The sequence below is a fragment of the Caulobacter henricii genome (assembly GCF_001414055.1).
Classification (GTDB): domain Bacteria; phylum Pseudomonadota; class Alphaproteobacteria; order Caulobacterales; family Caulobacteraceae; genus Caulobacter; species Caulobacter henricii.
The window spans coordinates 402,529-420,201 of record NZ_CP013002.1 but is presented as its reverse complement, the minus strand read 5'-3'; the positions used below and the strand labels follow the sequence as shown (position 1 = coordinate 420,201).

Here is a 17,673-nt window from a genome sequence, read left to right as displayed (position 1 = left end):
TCCGCCCTGCGAAACCGGTGCCCCAGACGCCGCGCCCGGCCTGAGGTCAGGCGACCCTTGCGACGTCGCCGTCTTCGGCGAGTTCGGGGTCGGCAGATTCAGCAATATGGCTCCAGCCTGCCGCACAGCGCCGGACCGCGCCGTCGGCTTCGAGCTGCTGCAGCTCAAGGGTAATGGCCGTAGCCGGTACCGACCGGTTCCAGCGCCGCTCCAGCTGGAGGGCGATATCGCTGGCCGCCAGGGCGCTGCCGCCACTCTGCAGGGCCATCAGAATCATGTCGCCGATTGAACGGCTGCGCCGTCCCCGACGGCTCGGCGCGGGACTGATGAAAGCGGAAACCTCGGAAGCGACGCGGTCTTCGCTGAGGCCGGCCCGCTCGATGGCCCCCAGGGCCAGGCTGATGGCCCGCAGTTCAGCTTCGAAGGGGGTCAGGGCGCGCTTCTGCGCTTCCGCCATGCGGACCTCGAGATCCGCCTTCCTTCGCATCAGATAGTCATACGTCGTCGCCATGGCGCTTGTCCGTTAACGTAAGCGTTGATCCGGCACCGATGCAGACCAGGGTCCGCGCGCGCCGAACAGGGCGAACGTCGCCCCCACCGGACGAAACGTTCTTGGTGTCAGGATCACGAGGACCCTGCGCCATAATGTCTCACCTTGTAGGTTACTGCGCCCTTAACGAAGTTCGGCGAACTCCGATCTTTGAGATACCTCAGGCCCTAGGGATGAGGATAAATCACCCCAAAGCCCTGAGCGGACAGGCTGAACGGCCATACCCGCCCTTCGACCGGGTTGAAACCTTCCCCCGGCGCCCGGGACATGCCGGGCAAGGCGGGGTCCGGCCAGGCAAGATCGCTCGGTTGAGGCTCTCTATTCGGTCTCGTCAGGACCTTCGGGCTCGCGGATCGGCGGAGACCGACGGCCAAAACCTCGGCCTCGACGGAGAGGCTTGGCTTCGCCCTTGGCCTTGGCGACGATTTCCTTAAGCTTGATGGTCTGGTTGGCCGACAGGGCCTGGTCGCGGCCGCCCTTTTCCGGATCGCCGAAGGCCCGGCCATAGGTCTCGATGCGCTGGGCTACCGAGCCGAGGAATTCGCCCTCCCAGTCCGACAGGGCGACGCCGGCCTTGTCGGCCAGGCGCTGGGCCCGCTTGAGGGCCTTCAGCGCCGCCTTGCGGGCCTGGGTTCGCGGATCAGGGGGTTTGGCGCGCATCAAGGGGGACTATCCCCGAAGCCGCGCCGGGACGCATCCCGCAAAAAATGGTGATCGGCGGGCGCTTGCACGCCCGCCAGGCCCGAGGCGTCAGATCGCGCCCACGGCCGACAGATAGAGGTCGAGGATGGCGTCCTCTTCCTGGCGCTTGGCGCGGTCCTGCTTGAGAATGCGGACCACCTTGCGCAGGATCTTGACGTCGAAGCCATTTCCCTTGGCCTCGTTATAGACTTCCTTGATCTGCTCGGAGATCTCGGCCTTCTCGACCTCGAGGCGTTCAATGCGCTCGATGATGCTCTTCAGCTGGCCTTGGGCGGTGGAGTTCAGAACGTCGGCGTGGGCGGCGTCGTCGGCCATGACGGAAAGCTCTTCAGACAGGGGTGGAACGGGGTCGCGGACCATAGGCGCGCGGCCCGCCGCTCACAACAGCCCGTGCGCCTGAATCATCGGCCGCAGGTCCGCCGGATCCCGGAACAGGTGGGTGTGAAAGCCCAAAGCCGCGGCGGCATTGATGTTTGCGGCACTGTCATCGACGAACAGCAGATCGTCCGGCCTCAGTCCGGTCCGCTGTAGCGCGATCTCATAGATGCGAGGTTCGGGCTTGATCACGCCCTCCTCGGCCGAGACCACCACGTCCTGGAAGTGCCGGAACACCGGACTCATCGCCTGGACGCCGGGCCAGGCCTCGCTGGACATGTTGGTGAGCCCGAACTGCGGGACACCGCGCGTGGCCAGGTCCTCGATGACGGCTTCAGTCTCAGCGATACAGCCGGAAAACATCTCGGGCCAGCGATCCCACCAGGCGGCGATCTGGCCGGTATAGTGTGGATGCAGGGCACTCAGCCGGGCAATATTGTCGGCGAACGAAAGGCCCCGGTCTGTCTCGCCATGCCACTCCATGGTGCAGACATGCGAAAGGAACCCGTCGAGTTCGGCGGGTTCCTTGAAAATCTTCGCGAAGAGCGTGCGCGGATTCCAGCGCACGACGACATTGCCGACGTCCCAGAGCAGCGCCCTGGGAGGACCGGCAAACATCATCAGCCCTGCTTGGCTTTGAAGCGCGGGTCGGTCTTGTTGATGATGTAGATGACGCCCTTGCGGCGAACCATCTTGCAGTCGCGGTGACGCGACTTCAGCGACTTCAGCGAGCTACGAACCTTCATGACCGTCTCTGTACTCAGCGGAGAGGTTCGGGCGCGCCATATGGCGACCGGAACGTCCGGGATGTTTCGGAGGGAGGGCGTATAGGCAAGGGTGCTGACTGAGTCAATGCGAACCGTGCCCGCAGACGCCGACAATTCGGCCCCTTCGGCAGGAACTTCGTCCTTCTGTCGGGCTTGTGATTGAAGAACTCACCCGGATGCCGGTAGCCTGCGCCCATGGATCGTCGCTTTTTTCTCGTTCTCCTGCTGGCTGGCTGCGCGGATACCTCACCTCAGGGTCCGCTGACACCGCTGATTTCGGCCCTGCCCACCCCTGCGCCCGCAACGCCGGGAAGCGCGCCGTCGCCCGCGACCGCCACGCCCGTCCCGGCCGGTGAATTGAGCTTTGACACCTGGCTGGCCGATTTCATGGTCCGCGCCGAAGCCGCCGGCCTGACCCGGCTGCTGCTGGAGCGCGAACTGGGCGGTGTGACGCCCGACCCCCGGGTGATCAGCCTGGATGGCCGCCAGCCGGAATTCTCCAAGCCGGTCGGCGACTATATCAAGGGCGTGATCAGCGATGACCGCGTCGCCGTCGGGCGCCGCAAGCGTGAAGAGCTGACCTTCCTGCCCAGCGTCGAGAGCCGCTATGGCGTGCCGCGCGACGTCCTGCTGGCCGTCTGGGCAATGGAATCGGCCTTCGGCAAGATCCAGGGCGATTTCGACGTCGTCCGCTCGATGGTCAGCCTAGCCGCCGACGGCCGCCGACGTGGCTGGGCCGAGGGTGAACTGATCGCGGCGCTGCAGATCATAGATTCGGGCGAGGTCCCTCGCGCCCGGCTGAAGGGCTCGTGGGCCGGGGCCATGGGCCAGACCCAGTTCCTGCCAAGCAACTATCGCTCCACCGCCGTCGACGCCGACAATGACGGCAAGCGTGACATCTGGGGCTCGGACGCCGATTCCCTGGCCTCGGCGGCCAATCTGCTGGCCAAGGGCGGGTGGAAGCCCGGCGTCGGCTGGGCCAGGGAGGTGATCCTGCCGGCCGGCTTCGACTATGGCCTGTCGGAAGGCCCGCGCGAGGTCCCGTCCTGGTGGGAGGCCAAGGGCGTCCGCCGCGCTGACGGCCTGCCCTGGACCGCCGCTGACGCCGCCTCGCCCGCCGGCCTGATCCTGCCGGCCGGGGCTTCTGGCCCGGCCTTCCTGGCCCTGCCCAACCATTTCGCGATCCGGAAATACAATAACTCGACCTCCTATGCCCTGGGCATCGGCCTGCTGGCCGACCGCTTCGCCGGCGGCGGCCCCCTGGTCGCGGCTTGGCCGGTCGAGCAGCCCCTGTCGCTGTCGGACCGCATGGCCGCCCAGATCGCCCTCGCACGCCTGGGCTTCGACCCCGGTGCGCCCGACGGCGTGATCGGCGCCGGCAGCCGCAAGGCCCTGCGCGCCTGGCAGCAGAGCCGCCAGTTGCCCGCCGACGGCTATCTGTCGATGGACATGGTCCAGCGGCTCAAGGCCCAGGCAGGGCTGAGCTGAGCGCGGTTATCGCCCTCTAACCATCGCCCTGGGGTCTGGGCTTCGCCTTCCGTTCGATCAGAACGGCCTGTTGCCAGGGGCTCGGGGCCTTGTCCGTGCGGTGAATACAGCCCGCCCAGCAGCACGGTCGGCTCTTGCCTTCGAGGAGCTCCTCCCGGGTACGTTCAATCCGGCGCTGGCGGGTTGCCGGCTTCTTGGCGTCCTCGACCCAGCAGATGAATTCGTTGCGCCCCAGCGGCGACAGGCCTTCCCACCGCGCGAAGAGGGAAGGATCGGCCTGGATCGAAGCCTGGAGATCCTCCCCTGCCTCGTGGACCGTGCCTTGGGGGAATCCACTCACCACCAAACCTCCTGAACCGGCGCGCCCGCATAATTCTGCCCGCCGGCAGCCGGGTTTGACCACTGCAAACTGGGCGCAGGACTTGGGTCCGCTGACTCAATCCGAACCGGTCGCGATTTCCATCCTCACAGAGCGAGTCTGGCCCGGTGCCAGCGTCACCATCCCGGTCTCACCCTTACCGAACGGATTGGGCCGGCTGGCACAGGGCTCAACGCAGTAGAAGTCCTGACCCGGTGGGACATAGACGTGCAGCCAGCGGCAGTCTGCAGACGCGGTGATCGTGGTGGTCGGCAGGCCGGGCGCACTCAGTTCGGCTCGCTGGTCCCAGCCGGTGTAGCAATGGTCAATCAGATCGGGATGGCCTGCGACCCCCGCGCCGCTGACCCAATCAGGCCCCCAGGCACCCTGGTGATGCACGGTTGGCAGTACGTCCGGATCGATCAGCCAAACGCCATCGACAGCCGCCTTCAGCCGCTCGCCCGGACGCAGAGGGAAATAGGGATGAAAGCCCAGGCCGGCGGGCATGGGCTGATCGCCCTTGTTGGTCACCGACAGCGTAATCCGCAGGCTCGCCTCCCCCAGTACGAACCGCTGCTCCGCGCGATAGGCCCAGGGCCAGTCGCCGGGTGTGTGATCATAGGACAGCACCGCCTGGCCGGCTGCGGCCGGGTCGACCGTCCAGGCTCCACGCCAGCCCTGGCCGTGCAGGGCGTGAGGATGGTCGCCAAGATTGGGCGGCAAGACCACCTCGCGCCCGTCGAAGGTGAACCGGCCCTTGGGAATGCGGTTGCAGAACGGCACGAGCGGGAAGTGCGCCGTCTGCAGGGCATCGTTCGCGCCCTCCGGGGCAACCAGTAGGATGTCCCGCCCCGCCACGCTGAAGCGCCGCACGGCACCGGCGGTATCGGGAAGGAGCTCGAGGCGCGCTGCGCCCTTTTCGACGGCGATCATGGGCCTCCGGTTGAGCCATTCCGGCGGCCGAGGCAAGCCCTGGATGGTAACGCTCCCAGCGGCATGCGCTTGCCGGGGCCCGCCGACGGATGCTCAATCTTGACCATGGTCGAAAAACTCTCCGCCGCCACGGCGCGGCGCATGGCCCTGGCGGCTCAGGGATTTGGCAAGGCGCGCCCGGCCGCGCCCGGACGGCGGCATGTTCTGTCGACGATCGAGACCCTGGGCCTGATCCAGATCGACTCGGTCAATGTGCTGTCGCGCTCGCACTATCTGCCGCTGTTCTCGCGCCTGGGGGACTATCCGCGGGCGCATCTGGAAGACCTAGCCTGGGGCCGGAAACCCATCCTGGCGGAATACTGGGGCCACGAGGCCTCGCTGATGCCGCATGACCTGCATCCCCTGCTGCGCTGGCGGATGGCCGACGCCCGGGCCGGGGTCGGGGTCTGGAAGGGGGTTGCCCGCTTCCTTGACAGCCACCCGGACCTGATCGCCAAGGCACTGGGGGAAATCCGGCAGCGGGGCCCCCTGTCGGCGGGCGAACTGGACATCGGCGCGAAGAAGGGGCCCGGCGGCTGGTGGGGCTGGAGCGAGGCCAAGCGCGCTGTCGAATGCCTGTTCTGGGCCGGCGAACTGACCACCGCCACGCGTCGTACGGGCTTTGAGCGGGTCTATGGCACGCCGGAGCAGGTGCTGCCCGCCCCGGTGCTGAATACACCGACGCCCAGCCGCGAGGACGCCCAGCGCGCCCTGATCGCCCGCGCCGCCCGGGCCACGGGCGTGGCTAGCGAGCGCGACCTGCGCGACTATTTCCGCATGGGCCCCGCCGAGAGCCGGGCCCGCATCGCCGAGCTGGTCGAGGATGGCGGCCTGATTCCGGCGCAGGTCGAGGGCTGGGACCAGACGGCCTATGTCGCTGCCGGCACCGCACGACCCCGCAGGATCGAGGCCCGCGCCCTGCTCTCGCCGTTCGACAACCTGATCTGGTTTCGCGAGCGCACCGAGCGGCTGTTCAACGCCCGTATCCGGCTGGAGATCTACACCCCCGCCCACCTGCGCACCCACGGCTATTATGTTCTGCCGTTTCTGCAGGGCGAGACCCTGACCGCACGGGTCGATCTGAAGGCCGACCGCAAGGCCGGGGCCCTGCGGGTCCAGGCGACCCATGCCGAGCCCTCGGCCGACGATCAGACGGCCTGGGCCCTGGCGCAGGAGCTGCAGCTGATGGCGCGGTGGCTGGGCCTGACGGACGTCGTCGTGGTCGAGAAAGGTGACCTGTCCGGACGACTCAGTGAGGCCTTGCGGTCCTGATCACGGCATCCGGTCCCGGGCGAAGCCCAAGTGTCAGGCGACTTCGCGGCTTTCGGTCAGGCACTCGCCGATGGCGCGGGCGCAACCCGGCAGGCCAAGCGCGCCAATGAACGACATGGCGACGGCGCCGACCAGCATGACAGGCTGAACAATCGCATGGAAGAAGCGCATGGGGTCTCTCCGCAAAGCCTCACCGGTCGGTACGACTTAGAAGCCGTAAGCCAGAACCATGACAATTGTTCCGGACCCGTCCAGAAAAGTTCAGACTGCGTCGTTTTCTTGTTCGCCGACCGAGAAGCCATAGGCTTGCCGGGCAGCTTCGAGGCGTTCCAGCTTGGCCCGGACAGGCGACCAGTCGTCCTCCGCCGCGATAGGGGCCCACAGGGCCTCGACCTCCTCGACCAGCAACTCTTCGGGTTCCGGGGCGGCAAAGACGGGGTGATCCAGTCGCTCCGGGCGCTCGGGCTCGAAGTCCGCCAGCCGGCGCCGGAAGTCGACAAAGGCCTCCTGGCCATAGAGCGCGGCCCGGGGACCGGCCAGGGCGCGAGCCTCCGAGGCAGGACCGCCGAACCAGTCAAAGAAGAAGGGCTCCCAGCGCAGGACATCACCCCCGCCCGCCAGGGCCTTGAAAGCTGAGCTGACCAGGTCGATGTCCGCCTGGGGGCCCCGCGATGTCACGGCCAGTCGCCGCAGCACTGCCGCCCGCAGCGCCTCGCGATAGGCGTCAGAAAACCCGTTGAGGGCAGCCAGAAGCCCGGCCTGGTCAGTGACGGGGGTCAGGCAGGCGGCCAGCTGCTGCAGGTTCCAGAACACCGCCTCCGGCTGGCGGCCGAAACTGTAGAGGCCCGAATGATCGAAATAGGCGGCCGTGAAGTTCGGGTCATTGCGCGGCAGGAACCGCCAGGGACCGTAGTCGAAGCTCTCCCCGGTCACGACCATGTTGTCGGTATTGAGCACCCCATGCACAAAGCCGGCCGCCATCCAGCCGGCCAGCAGCCTGGCACTGGCCTCAACCACCGCCTGCATCAGGACCGCCGGTCGATCCGGCTGGTCGGCCAGACGGGGATAGTAGGTCTCGACGGCATGATCGACGAGCACGGTGATCAGATCGGGCCGCTCGAAATAGGCCTGCCGCTGGAAGGTGCCGAAGCGCATGTGGCTGTGGGACAGCCGGGTCAGAACCGCCGAGCGGGTCGGGCTGGGCTCATCGCCCCGCTGGAGTTCCTCGCCGGTCTCGATCAGCGAAAAGGCCCGCGAGGTGGGCACACCCAGGGCCTCGAGCAGGGTCGGGGCGAGGATCTCGCGCACCCCGCCCTTCAGGGTCAGCCGCCCGTCGCCCTGGCGCGACCAGGGGGTCTGGCCCGAACCCTTGGTGGCCAGATCGAGCAGGCGACCGGGCCTGTCGGGACCACCGTCCTGTTCGCGGAGCTGGGCAAACAGGAAACCCCGGCCGTCCCCGAGGTCGGGATTGTAGGATCGGAACTGATGGCCGTGATAGCGCATGGCCAGGGGCTCTGGCTGGTTACCCGGCAAGGGCTGAAAGCGGCCAAAGGCGGCGATCCATTCGGCATCCGACAGGCCCTCCAGACCCACGGTCGCCGCCGCCCGGTCATTGCGAAAGCGCAGGTGGGTCATGGGAAAGTCGGCAGGCTGAACCGGATCGGCGAAGTCGCGCCCCAGGGCCATGAACTTCGGATCGGGGCGATAGGCGGGCGAAAGGGTCATGCACCGCAAATGAGCCCCACGGCCCCGTCTGGCAAGTCCGGTCCCGGGCGCTTTCCACACGTCGGGATGGTGACAGATTCGTGTCGCTTCTCGGCAACAGAGCCCACCGATCCTCTTTCCTGTAAGGGTTTTAACTTGCTCTGCCCCTCGGCCGTCCGTAACCGTGACCCGTCTGTTCGAACAGCCGTTCGGATGAGTCCAAACAAAATCAGCCGTCGGCGATGCAAGCGCTCGCGGCACAACGAACCGAGGTAGGAAATGCGCTTTACCCAGGTGCTCTGCAGCACGGCGTCTGCCGTCGTGCTTGCCGGTCTGTTCACCGCCAGCGCCGCATCGGCGCAGGAAGCAGACATCCAAACCGTCGACAGCATTGTCGTCACCGCCCAGAAGCGCGAGCAGAACCTGCAGGACGTGCCGGTCGTGGTGACCGCCGTCGGTGCAAAGCTGCTGCAAGACACGGGCGTCAAGGACATCAAGGATCTGACGATCCTGACCCCCGGCCTGACCGTCACCTCGACGTCGTCGGAAGCCTCGACCACCGCCCGCGTCCGCGGCGTTGGCACTGTCGGCGACAACCCCGGCCTGGAAAGCTCGGTCGGCGTCGTGATCGACGGCGTCTATCGTCCCCGTAACGGCGTGTCGTTCGGCGACCTCGGCGAAATGGAGCGCATCGAAGTCCTGAAGGGCCCGCAAGGCACCCTGTTCGGCAAGAACACCTCGGCCGGCGTCATCAACATCGTCACCAAGGAGCCGGAGTTCGGCTTCGGGGCCAATGCTGAAGCGACGATCGGCAACTTCAACGCCCACGCCTTGGCAGCCTCGGTGACCGGCCCGTTGTTCGGCACCGAAACCCTCGCCGGTCGCCTCTATGTCGCCGCCCGCGAGCGTGATGGCTACAATGACGTCATCACCGGCAAGGGCCCCAGCAAGCGCGACCAAGATGCCGACCAGGGCGTCTACACCGTTCGCGGCCAGCTGCTGTTCGTGCCGAACGATGAAGCCACCTTCAAGCTGATTGCCGACTACACCAAGCGCGACGAAAACTGCTGCGGTGCCGTGCAGATCCGCACCGGCCCGACCGCCGGCATTCTGAACCTGATCAGCGGCGGCACTGCCGTGGCTCCGACCGCCAAGCCCTATGACCGCGTTGCCTATTCGAACCGCGGCGCGCCGTCGTCGATCGAAGACAAGGGCATCTCGCTGCAAGGCACGATCGACCTGCCGATCGGCGAGCTGACCGCCATCAGCGCGATCCGCAACTGGCGCACCGACAACGGCCAGGACAGCGACTTCACCACTGCCGATGTGACCTATCGCAACAAGGACGGCACCAACTACAGCGAGTTCACGACCTACTCGCAAGAGCTGCGTCTGGCCGGCAAGACCGGCAACCTCGACTGGCTGGTCGGCACCTTCCTGGCCGACGAGAAGCTCGACACCAAGTCCAACTTCCTGTTCGGCAATGACTACGAGCAGTATATGGGCCGACTGCTGTCGCGCTCGGCGGCCAACCCGGCCGGTATCGCCAACTTCGTCGCCCTGCTGACCGGTCGCGCGCCGAACACCACCTTCACGCCCGGCCAGGGCCTGCGGGACGCCTACAGCCAGCGCGCCAAGACCGTCGCGCTGTTCACCAGCAACACCTACCAGTTCACGGAAGCCTTCGGCATCACCGCCGGTCTGCGCTACAGCGCCGACAAGAAGGAGGTGAGCACCAACCAGTCCAACTCGGACGGCGGCGTCGGCTGCGGCATCGCCCTGTCGCCGGCCGGTCAGGCCCGCATCGCCGGCATCGTCGGTGCAGCGGCCACGCCGACCATCGTCGGCAACCTCTGCCTGCCCTGGGCCAACCCCCTGTTCCACAACCGCCACACCGACCAGTCGCGCACTGACCGGGAATGGTCGGGCACGATCAAGGCGGCCTACCGCTTCTCGCCGGAAGTGTTCAGCTACGCCTCGTTCGCCCGCGGCTACAAGGGCGGCGGCTACAACCTCGACCGCACCCAGTCGTCCAACGGGCTGCAAAGCGGTGTCAGTGGCGTTCTGCCGATCTATGACACCTCGTTCGAAGGCGAATTTGTCGACAGCTACGAAGTCGGCCTGAAGAATACCCTGTTCAACCGTTCGGTCCTGCTGAACGTCACGGGCTTCTATCAGAAGTACACGGACTTCCAGCTGAACACCTTCCTGGGCACCTCGTTCGTTGTGCGTTCGATCCCGGAAGTGACCTCGCAGGGCGTCGACGCCGACTTCCTGTGGTTCACCCCGGTGCGCGGCCTGGTCGTCCAGAGCGGCTTTACATATGCCAAGACCGAGTACGGCGACGACAAGGTCCCGAACGATCCGGGCAATTCGCTGGCCCTGCTGCCGGGCAACCGTCTGTCGCTGGCCCCGTTGTACTCGGCCTCCGGCTCGCTGACCTATGAGCGTCCGGTGGGCGACAACTACAAGGCCCGCTTCAATGTCGGCGCCAAGTATTCGTCGGACTACATCACCGGTTCGGACCTGCTCAAGCCGAAGACCCAGGAAGCCTATACGGTGGTCAATGCCCGCATCGGCTTCGGCGCCGCCAGCGACGCCTGGGCCGTGGAACTGTGGGGCCAGAACATCCTCGACGAAGAATACACCCAGGTCGGCTTCAATGGCCCCCTGCAGGGTTCGTCGGGCCTGAGCGCCGCCAGCGCCACCTATGTGCCGGCCAATGACAGCCTGACCTACAACGCCTTCCTCGGCGCGCCCCGTACCTACGGCGTGACCCTGCGGGCACGGTTCTAACCGGGAGGGGATCTGGAGGCCCGCTTACCAAGGCGAGCAGGGCCTCTGGCTTTCGGATGAGGAAGGGGCGATCCGGGCAACCGGGTCGCCCTTTTTCTTTAGGCCTTCCGATCCGGCCCGACCCGACGCAACCTCTTGTGGGGATTCGCCCGACCCGGAGGCAGGCCGTGAAGACGATCAGGATACTGGGTTTCTGGATCTGCCTGGCCATCGGCCTCGGTCTGGGCACCCTGGCTCAGAAGGCACCCCAGCCGGTAGGCGTTTCCGCCGCCGACACCGCCTTCTCCGCCGGCCGGGCCATGGAGGACGTGCGGGCCATCGCCCAGCGCCCCCACCCGACCGGTTCGGCCGAAATCGTCCGGGTGCGGGATCATCTCCTGACCCGGATCGGGGCTCTGGGCCTGGAAGTTTCGGTCCGCCCCGGCGAGGGCTTCCGCCCCTATTCCGACGACGGCCGCTCGCTGGGCGTGGCGGCGGTACAGAATGTGGTCGGCATCCTGCCGGGACAGGACCGCGAGCTGCCGGCGCTGCTGGTGATGAGCCACTACGATACCGTCCACAACTCGCCCGGAGCCGCTGACGACACCCTGGGCGTGGCCGCCGCCCTGGAGATCGCCCGCGCCCTGAAGGCCGGTCCCGTGCCGGCCCGTGACGTGATCTTCCTGTTCACCGAGGGCGAGGAAGCGGGCCTGCTGGGCGCTGACGCCTTCTTTGCCCGCGACCCCACCGCCCGTAAGGTCGGGATGGTGCTGAACATGGAGACACGGGGCGACGCCGGCCGCGCGGCCATGTTCCAGACGGGCCCGGACAATGGCGAACTGCTGGCCCTGATGGCCCGTGAGGCGGTTGGCCCGTCGGCCAATTCCCTGGCCTCGACCGTCTATGAGCGCATGCCCAATGACACCGACTTCACCCATGCACTGAAGGCCGGCCTGCCGGGCCTGAACTTCGCCCTGATCGACAACCAGCTGGCCTATCATACGCCCTTGTCGACGCCCGAGCGCCTCGACCAGGGTAGCCTGCAGCATATGGGCGACCAGGTCCTGCCGGTCGCCCGGGCCCTGGCCGACGCCCAGAGCCTGCCGGCCCGCAGCCCCAATGTGATCTATTCCGACATCCTCGGCCTGATCCTGATCAGCTATTCGACGACCGTGGGCTGGGCCCTGCTGGTTCTGGCAACGGCCCTGATCGGCTTTGTCGCCTGGCGGGCCCTGACCGGTGGCGGCGTCACCGGGCTCGAGATCGTCAAGGGCGTAGCTGGCGCGCTGCTGCTGCTGCTGGCCAGCGCCCTGGTCCTGCACCTGCTGGGGCGGTTGCTCCAGGTCGGGGACGGCCAGAGGCTCTATGACATCCTGGGTCGCTTTGATCTGCTGCTGCTCGGGGCCGGGGCCCTGGGCGTCGGGACCGGCCTGCTGGTCATCACGGCCCAGGCCCGCGGCGCGCGGCGGATCTGGCCGAGCCTGGCCGCCCTGGCCCTGGGCGGGGCCTGCAGCCTGACCGGGGGCTTTGATCCCGTGGGTCTGGGCCTGGGCGTCGCGGTGGCGGTGCTGGTCTGGGCCTCTCTCGGCCGGAAGGTCGGGGTGCTGGGAGTCTGGATCGGCGGTCTGGTGACCCTGCTGCTGGCGTCCCTGGCGGCCCAGATCCTGGCTCCCGGGGCGACCGTGATGCTGGTCTGGCCGCTGCTGGTCGCTGCCCTCGGCGCGACGCTGGCCATGGGCCTGGGCGGGACCCGCGATCGCCGCGTCGCCCTGGCCATGACCCTGGTCATGGGGGTGCTGGCGACCCTCACCGTCGCCCAGCTGACCGCCTGGGGAGCCTGGACCTTCGCCGGCATCGGCCTGATGGAGCCCGCCGTTCTGGCGGTGTTCGTGCTGCTGGCCGCGCCCGCCCTGGTGCCGATCACCTTCGATTTCGCCGAGTCTCCCTGGGGCTGGCGCGGGGTGGTCCTGCTGGCCGTGACCGGACTGGGTCTGGTCGTGACCGCAGCCATGCCGGCCGCCTCGGCCGACCGGCCCAACCTGACCGAGGCCCACCACCTTGCCGACCCCTCGACCGGTCGCGCCTGGCGGGTCTCAACCCTGCCCCAGCTGGACGCCTGGACCCGCGAGGTCCTGATCGCCGACGGCGGGGTAGACCTGAAGCAGCAGACCCTCGAACCGTTCCTGTCCAAGCCGACCTGGATGGCCGAGACCCGCGCCGTGCCGGTACCGCCGCCGATCCTGACCGCTGAACGTTCGGGCGACCGCCTGATCGTCCGCGTCATCCCCGGTGCGGGTACCGAGGTCCTGAGTCTGAAGATCCGTGCCTCGACCGCACTGCACGATCCGCGACTGAACGGCCGGCCGATCACCCTGGTCAGCCAGCCCGACAGCTGGTCGACCCTGACCTACCATGCCCCCGATCCCAATGGCGTCACGCTCAGCTTCACGTCCGAAGCCACGGGCCGGGTCGAGGCTGAGGTCATGGAGTTCCGCGACGGCTGGCCGATCGAGGCCGCGGCTCCCCCCGCCAAGCCGGCCGAGCTGATGGCCACCGGCATGTCGGACAAGACGGCAGTCCTGGCCCATGCCCGGCTGGCCTGGTGATTCAAGAGGACTGTCTTCACCTTGTGTACAGGTGCCGATCTCGATGGAAATCCGCCTCCTTCGACAAGCTCAGGATGAGGATTTGGTGAGAGCCGAGCCCAACAGTCGCCCTCACCCTGAGCCTGTCGAAGGGCGAGGGCGACTCTCCCCGACGAAAGCCAAGCAGCGTGACAGCCTTCAGACCGCCACAACGCCCTCTGGCGGCGGATTGACGTACAGCGCCTCGACCAGGGCCACGCGGCGCTCGAGGGTAGCGCGCTGGTTGACATAGCCCTTGTCGGTAATCTCGCCGGCATCGATCGAGGGCGGCTCGGTCATGATGGTGAAACGGCCGATGCGGCGCGACGAGCCGCCGGCTGTCGCATTGAAAGCCGCCAGCCGTTCACGCAACAGGGCCACCAGCCGCTCGATCGGCGTACCAGGGCCCGGCTCGGCGGCCAGGGCCATCAGGCCGGACGGCGAAGGCCAGAACAGCGCCGCGACGAAACCCTTGTCCTGACCGCAGATCACGGCGTCATGGACATAGGGGCTGCATGCAGCGACCAGGTCCGGGCGCAGGACCCCGACACTGACCCAGGTGCCGCTGTCGAGCTTGAAGTCCTCGGTCACCCGCCCGTCAAAGACCAGGCCCTTGGCCGGGTCTTCCGGATCGACGAACCGCGCCGCGTCCCCAAGCCGGTAGAAACCCTCTTCGTCGAAGGCCGCCGCCGTCTTTTCCGGATCCTTGTGATAGCCCGCCGCCACGGTCGGGCCCTTGACCCGCACCTCGAACTTGCTGCCGCTGGGGGCCAGTTTCAGCTGGATGCCCGGCAGGGGCAGGCCGACCAGCCCGACCCGCTCGGTGATCCAGTGGGTGACGGTAATGCCCTGGGTTTCAGTCGCACCGTACATGGTGGTCAGAGGAATGCGCTGGCCGGTTTCCGCCACCGCCAGGGCCTGGATGCGGGTATAGACGTCATTGGACAATGTCGCCCCGCCATAGCCCATATAGCGCAGGTTCTTGAAGAACGAGGCGCGCAGCACCGGGTCCTTTTCCATGGCTTCGGCCAGCATGGAGAAGGCGATCGGGGCCGAGCCGAACACGTTGGGCGAGACCTCATAGAGGTTCTTGATCGTGGTCTCGAACATCCCCGGTAAGGGCTTGCCCTCGTCGATATGCAGGGTGCCACCGCCCCAGATCACCGCGTTGAAGCCGATATTGCCGGCCGAAATATGGCTCCAGGGCATCCATTCCAGGCTCTGGGGCACCTCGCCGGTTTCGGGTTCCTCCAGCTTCAGGCCGTCCTGGCCAGCGATCACGCCGGCCATCATCCCGTGGGTCTGGGGCACCGCCTTGGGCATGCCGGTCGAGCCGGAGGTGAACAGGTACTTGGCCACCGTCGCCGGACCTAGGGTCTCGCGCGCCGCCGCGACGGCCGCCGTCGGGACGGTGGCCGCGATCCGGGCGAAGTCCAGGGCACCCTCGCCTGTGCCGTCGGCGGTGATCACCACCAGGGTCGGGTCGAGGGCCTTCAGGGTCTCCAGAGCCCTGGCGAACATCGCGCCGCTCTGGGCGAAGACCACGCGCGGGGCCACCTTGTCGAAACAGTGCTTGAGCTTGGCAAGGTCGCTGGAAGTCAGGCTGTAGGCCGGACTGACCGGCGCGGCCGGGACACCGGCGGCATAGGCCCCCAGGGTCATCAGGGCGTGCTCGATGGAGTTGCTCGACAGGATCATCACGCTGTCGCCCGGGGTCAGGCCCCGGTCCAGCTGCCCACCGCCGTCCAGAAGGAACTGGGCGATCCCCTCGACCGCCCTCTGGGCCTGGCCATAGGTCACCGACCGCCAGGGTCCATGGCCGGGTTCGCGCTGCTTCAGATAGGGGCGGTCAGGATGCTCGCCGGCCTTCTGGGCCAGCAGGTGGGCGATGGAGCGGGGCCCCTCACCCGGCGCATGGTTGGAGGTGATGACCAGTGAGCCGTCCGGCCGATAGTCGACACTGACCTCGGGGCCCTTCATCGCCAGAGGCTTGAAAGCCACCGTGCTGACATCGCGCAAAGGCGACGCGCCATCCGCAGGCGTCATGGTCTCGCTCCCTGTAGGTTATCATTGTTCTCTTTGGGGCGAGACGTTAGCGCAATGCCGGCGAACGGCAAGGTGGCTCATGGTCGAAACGCGACCGCCGCCGCCCCAGCAGGATCAGGGGCGGCCGAGCCCTGCCAAGACAACCAAGGACAGTCGGCCTCAGGTGACAAATATTTAAATACACAAGACCTTATTTTCGACGCTAATACACGCAGCAACCACCCATCATTACAGATTGGTAAGGCGAACACACCGCCTGTATTAGATCATGAAACAGATCGAACTCTATGCCGCGCGCACGTCGCGCCATCGCCGCACCTGGACGGCGGCCGCGATCCCGCTGATCGTGCTGTTCTTCATCGCCGGCCAGCTGCTGACGATCTTCGGCATCCTCAAGCCGATGGGCTTTCACCAGGCCGATCTGGCCACCCAGTGGCAGCCCCTGACCATCCAGCTTCTGGGCTTTGGCTTCACGGCCCTGCTGATCCTGGCCTGGGCCTGGCTGTTCGAGCGCCGCTCGCCGGCCACCCTCGGACTGAACGGCGACGCCCTTTTGCGCTATGGCCGCGGTCTGCTGGTCGGTGCCGGCTTCCTGTTCGCCGCGATCGGCCTGGCCTGTGCCCTGGGCGGCTACCGGATCGAAGGTTTCGGCGTCTGGAGCGGTCCGACCCTCGCCCTGTTCCTGCCGATCCTCTGCATCTTCGGCGGCTTCATGATCCAGGGCGCGACCGAGGAGCTGATGCTGCGCGGCTGGCTGATGCAGCTGGTGGCCTCGCGCCATGGCCTGGTCATCGCCGTGATCATCAATTCGCTGATCTTCGCCCTGCTGCATGCCGGCAATATCGAACCGTCGCCCGAACTGGCCCTGGCCCTGGTCAATCTGGTGCTGTTTGCCGTGATGATCAGCCTCTATGCGATCAAGGAAGGCTCCCTGTGGGGCGTCTGCGCCTGGCACTCGATATGGAACACCCTGCTGGGCGTCGGCTTTGGTCTCGATGTCAGTGGCGGCAAGATCGCCGTCCAGAGCCTGGTCGTCGACCTCGCCCCGGCCCAGGGCGCTGCCTGGTGGCTGACCGGCGGAGCCTTTGGTCCGGAAGCCAGCGTGGCAACCAGCATCGTGCTGCTGGCCGGCGTGGTCTATTTCCTCGTCACCGGCACCCTGCGCCAGGGCGCACGCTATTCGGCGCCGGGGCTGGGATAGGGCTGGCCCTTTTCCTCCCTCCCACCACCCTAAACCCTCCCGTCATTCCCGCCCTTGTGGCGGGAACCCCTGGTTCAGCTGACACGTGAGGCGCAAGCGAAGTGCGCGGGCGCTTCGCCTCTCCTGCATCTGCGGTGGACAGAGAGGTTCCCGCCACATGGGCGGGAATGACGGGGATTTTGTAGGGATTGCGACTTGCCGTCCCTTCGCCCAGAGGCAGGCAACGGTCACCTCACGGCGCGAGGATCATCGTCGCGTGTCACCCCCGCCGCCAGTGATAGGTCACATCGGGCATCTTCTCTTCGTTGCGCGTGCCGTCGGTCAGCTCCTCGACCACAAAGCCGTGCCGCTCATAGAGCGCCCTGGCCCGGGCATTGGCCTGGAAAGTATAGAGCCGCAGCTCTTCCTGCTCCGCCTGGGCGAGCCGGACCAGGGCGCTGCCGATCCCAAGCCCCTGAAAGTCCGGATCGACATAGAGATGGTCGATCCAGCCCGGCAGCAGGGCGATGTGACCGCGCAGGACCTCGCCCTCGAACGCGCCCCAGACCGGTCCGTCGACCATCACCCTGTCGCGGTAGAAGACGACATATTCCTCCGCCGTATGCAGCGAGGTGTCATAGCCCGGGATCAGCGCACCGCCGCGACGGTGCAGGTCTGCGGCGGCGGGACCTTCATCGGGGCGGAGACGGCGCAGGGTGATCATGGCGTGAGGTTAGTCCGGCGGTGGAAGCCCGGCAATTCGGGTGCGGCCCAGACCTCCCGACAGGCCCGCACCACTCTCCAAACCCGCTCTTCCCGGCGACGCGAAGCGCGGCGGAGCCAACGCCGGGACCCAGATT

16 protein-coding genes and 1 pseudogene are annotated in these 17,673 nt (G+C 67.0%); 5 read left to right on the top strand and 12 right to left on the bottom strand.

Features of this window, described 5'->3' with window-relative positions; translation table 11 throughout:
- Positions 1-46: 46 nt before the first annotated feature.
- The 5 genes from AQ619_RS02035 to ykgO form a co-directional block, all read right to left on the bottom strand.
- Positions 47-511 (bottom strand): hypothetical protein, encoded by a 465-nt coding sequence (locus AQ619_RS02035; protein WP_062143549.1) that lies wholly within the window; start codon positions 509-511, stop codon positions 47-49.
- Positions 512-868: 357 nt separating this feature from the next.
- Complete coding sequence (locus tag AQ619_RS02030) at positions 869-1,210, bottom strand: hypothetical protein (RefSeq protein WP_062143546.1); 342 nt, start codon at positions 1,208-1,210, stop codon at positions 869-871.
- 90 nt (positions 1,211-1,300) lie between these two features.
- The gene (gene gapR, locus AQ619_RS02025; RefSeq protein WP_035047451.1) at positions 1,301-1,567 is read right to left on the bottom strand and encodes a nucleoid-associated protein GapR; all 267 of its coding nucleotides are present in this window, start codon (positions 1,565-1,567) and stop codon (positions 1,301-1,303) included.
- A 63-nt stretch (positions 1,568-1,630) separates the two neighbouring features.
- Positions 1,631-2,248: an HAD family hydrolase gene (locus tag AQ619_RS02020; RefSeq protein ID WP_084745698.1), complete on the bottom strand. Its 618-nt coding sequence runs from the start codon at positions 2,246-2,248 to the stop codon at positions 1,631-1,633.
- Positions 2,248-2,373 (bottom strand): type B 50S ribosomal protein L36, encoded by a 126-nt coding sequence (gene ykgO / locus AQ619_RS02015; protein WP_018061125.1) that lies wholly within the window; start codon positions 2,371-2,373, stop codon positions 2,248-2,250. The genes AQ619_RS02020 and ykgO overlap by 1 nt, the downstream gene beginning before the upstream one ends.
- A 216-nt stretch (positions 2,374-2,589) precedes the next feature.
- Between ykgO and AQ619_RS02010 the strand changes: the two genes are divergently transcribed.
- On the top strand, positions 2,590-3,882 hold the full coding sequence (locus tag AQ619_RS02010) for a lytic murein transglycosylase (protein ID WP_062143543.1): 1,293 nt from the start codon (positions 2,590-2,592) through the stop codon (positions 3,880-3,882).
- Positions 3,883-3,898: 16 nt separating this feature from the next.
- On the opposite strand, the gene AQ619_RS02005 is transcribed toward AQ619_RS02010, so the two are convergent.
- Positions 3,899-4,222, bottom strand: coding sequence for a YdeI/OmpD-associated family protein (locus AQ619_RS02005; protein ID WP_236849516.1), 324 nt, complete (start codon positions 4,220-4,222; stop codon positions 3,899-3,901).
- Between the two features lie 96 nt (positions 4,223-4,318).
- On the bottom strand, positions 4,319-5,173 hold the full coding sequence (locus AQ619_RS02000) for an aldose 1-epimerase (protein WP_062143540.1): 855 nt from the start codon (positions 5,171-5,173) through the stop codon (positions 4,319-4,321).
- A 105-nt stretch (positions 5,174-5,278) separates the two neighbouring features.
- Between AQ619_RS02000 and AQ619_RS01995 the strand changes: the two genes are divergently transcribed.
- The gene (locus AQ619_RS01995) at positions 5,279-6,484 is read left to right on the top strand and encodes a winged helix-turn-helix domain-containing protein (RefSeq protein ID WP_062151174.1); all 1,206 of its coding nucleotides are present in this window, start codon (positions 5,279-5,281) and stop codon (positions 6,482-6,484) included.
- 33 nt (positions 6,485-6,517) lie between these two features.
- On the opposite strand, the gene AQ619_RS18965 is transcribed toward AQ619_RS01995, so the two are convergent.
- Together AQ619_RS18965 and AQ619_RS01990 are read right to left on the bottom strand one after the other, a co-directional pair.
- Positions 6,518-6,655, bottom strand: a complete 138-nt coding sequence (locus tag AQ619_RS18965; protein WP_166504117.1) for a hypothetical protein — start codon at positions 6,653-6,655, stop codon at positions 6,518-6,520.
- Positions 6,656-6,745: 90 nt separating this feature from the next.
- Positions 6,746-8,209: a protein adenylyltransferase SelO gene (locus AQ619_RS01990; protein WP_062143537.1), complete on the bottom strand. Its 1,464-nt coding sequence runs from the start codon at positions 8,207-8,209 to the stop codon at positions 6,746-6,748.
- 258 nt (positions 8,210-8,467) lie between these two features.
- On the opposite strand from AQ619_RS01990, the gene AQ619_RS01985 reads away from it, so the two are divergent.
- Both AQ619_RS01985 and AQ619_RS01980 read left to right on the top strand, forming a co-directional pair.
- Positions 8,468-10,984 (top strand): TonB-dependent receptor, encoded by a 2,517-nt coding sequence (locus tag AQ619_RS01985; RefSeq protein WP_062143534.1) that lies wholly within the window; start codon positions 8,468-8,470, stop codon positions 10,982-10,984.
- A 167-nt stretch (positions 10,985-11,151) separates the two neighbouring features.
- Positions 11,152-13,569, top strand: coding sequence for a M28 family metallopeptidase (locus AQ619_RS01980; RefSeq protein WP_062143531.1), 2,418 nt, complete (start codon positions 11,152-11,154; stop codon positions 13,567-13,569).
- A gap of 38 nt (positions 13,570-13,607) precedes the next feature.
- Here the strand turns inward: AQ619_RS01980 and AQ619_RS19290 are convergent.
- Both AQ619_RS19290 and AQ619_RS01975 read right to left on the bottom strand, forming a co-directional pair.
- Positions 13,608-13,760: pseudogene (locus AQ619_RS19290) on the bottom strand (hypothetical protein); the annotation flags it as partial.
- Positions 13,747-15,633: an AMP-binding protein gene (locus AQ619_RS01975; RefSeq protein ID WP_062143528.1), complete on the bottom strand. Its 1,887-nt coding sequence runs from the start codon at positions 15,631-15,633 to the stop codon at positions 13,747-13,749. The pseudogene AQ619_RS19290 and the gene AQ619_RS01975, both read right to left, overlap by 14 nt.
- 268 nt (positions 15,634-15,901) lie before the next feature.
- Here AQ619_RS01975 and AQ619_RS01970 point away from each other — a divergent pair, with 268 nt between their 5' ends.
- Entirely contained in the window at positions 15,902-16,834 is a 933-nt protein-coding gene (locus AQ619_RS01970; protein ID WP_062143525.1) for a CPBP family intramembrane glutamic endopeptidase, read from the top strand.
- Between the two features lie 259 nt (positions 16,835-17,093).
- Here AQ619_RS01970 and AQ619_RS01965 read toward each other — a convergent pair whose 3' ends face one another.
- Positions 17,094-17,537: a GNAT family N-acetyltransferase gene (locus AQ619_RS01965; RefSeq protein ID WP_062143522.1), complete on the bottom strand. Its 444-nt coding sequence runs from the start codon at positions 17,535-17,537 to the stop codon at positions 17,094-17,096.
- Positions 17,538-17,673 lie beyond the last annotated feature (136 nt).

Excerpts from the sequence above, each read along its gene's own strand:
- AQ619_RS02035 (WP_062143549.1), bottom strand. The coding sequence starts at position 511 with ATGGCGACGACGTATGACTATCTGATGCGAAGGAAGGCGGATCTCGAG.
- AQ619_RS02030 (WP_062143546.1), bottom strand. The coding sequence starts at position 1,210 with ATGCGCGCCAAACCCCCTGATCCGCGAACCCAGGCCCGCAAGGCGGCG.
- gapR (WP_035047451.1), bottom strand. The coding sequence starts at position 1,567 with ATGGCCGACGACGCCGCCCACGCCGACGTTCTGAACTCCACCGCCCAA.
- AQ619_RS02020 (WP_084745698.1), bottom strand. The coding sequence starts at position 2,248 with ATGATGTTTGCCGGTCCTCCCAGGGCGCTGCTCTGGGACGTCGGCAAT.
- ykgO (WP_018061125.1), bottom strand. The coding sequence starts at position 2,373 with ATGAAGGTTCGTAGCTCGCTGAAGTCGCTGAAGTCGCGTCACCGCGAC.
- AQ619_RS02010 (WP_062143543.1), top strand. The coding sequence starts at position 2,590 with ATGGATCGTCGCTTTTTTCTCGTTCTCCTGCTGGCTGGCTGCGCGGAT.
- AQ619_RS02000 (WP_062143540.1), bottom strand. The coding sequence starts at position 5,173 with ATGATCGCCGTCGAAAAGGGCGCAGCGCGCCTCGAGCTCCTTCCCGAT.
- AQ619_RS01995 (WP_062151174.1), top strand. The coding sequence starts at position 5,279 with ATGGTCGAAAAACTCTCCGCCGCCACGGCGCGGCGCATGGCCCTGGCG.
- AQ619_RS18965 (WP_166504117.1), bottom strand. The coding sequence starts at position 6,655 with ATGCGCTTCTTCCATGCGATTGTTCAGCCTGTCATGCTGGTCGGCGCC.
- AQ619_RS01990 (WP_062143537.1), bottom strand. The coding sequence starts at position 8,209 with ATGACCCTTTCGCCCGCCTATCGCCCCGATCCGAAGTTCATGGCCCTG.
- AQ619_RS01985 (WP_062143534.1), top strand. The coding sequence starts at position 8,468 with ATGCGCTTTACCCAGGTGCTCTGCAGCACGGCGTCTGCCGTCGTGCTT.
- AQ619_RS01975 (WP_062143528.1), bottom strand. The coding sequence starts at position 15,633 with ATGACGCCTGCGGATGGCGCGTCGCCTTTGCGCGATGTCAGCACGGTG.
- AQ619_RS01970 (WP_062143525.1), top strand. The coding sequence starts at position 15,902 with ATGAAACAGATCGAACTCTATGCCGCGCGCACGTCGCGCCATCGCCGC.
- AQ619_RS01965 (WP_062143522.1), bottom strand. The coding sequence starts at position 17,537 with ATGATCACCCTGCGCCGTCTCCGCCCCGATGAAGGTCCCGCCGCCGCA.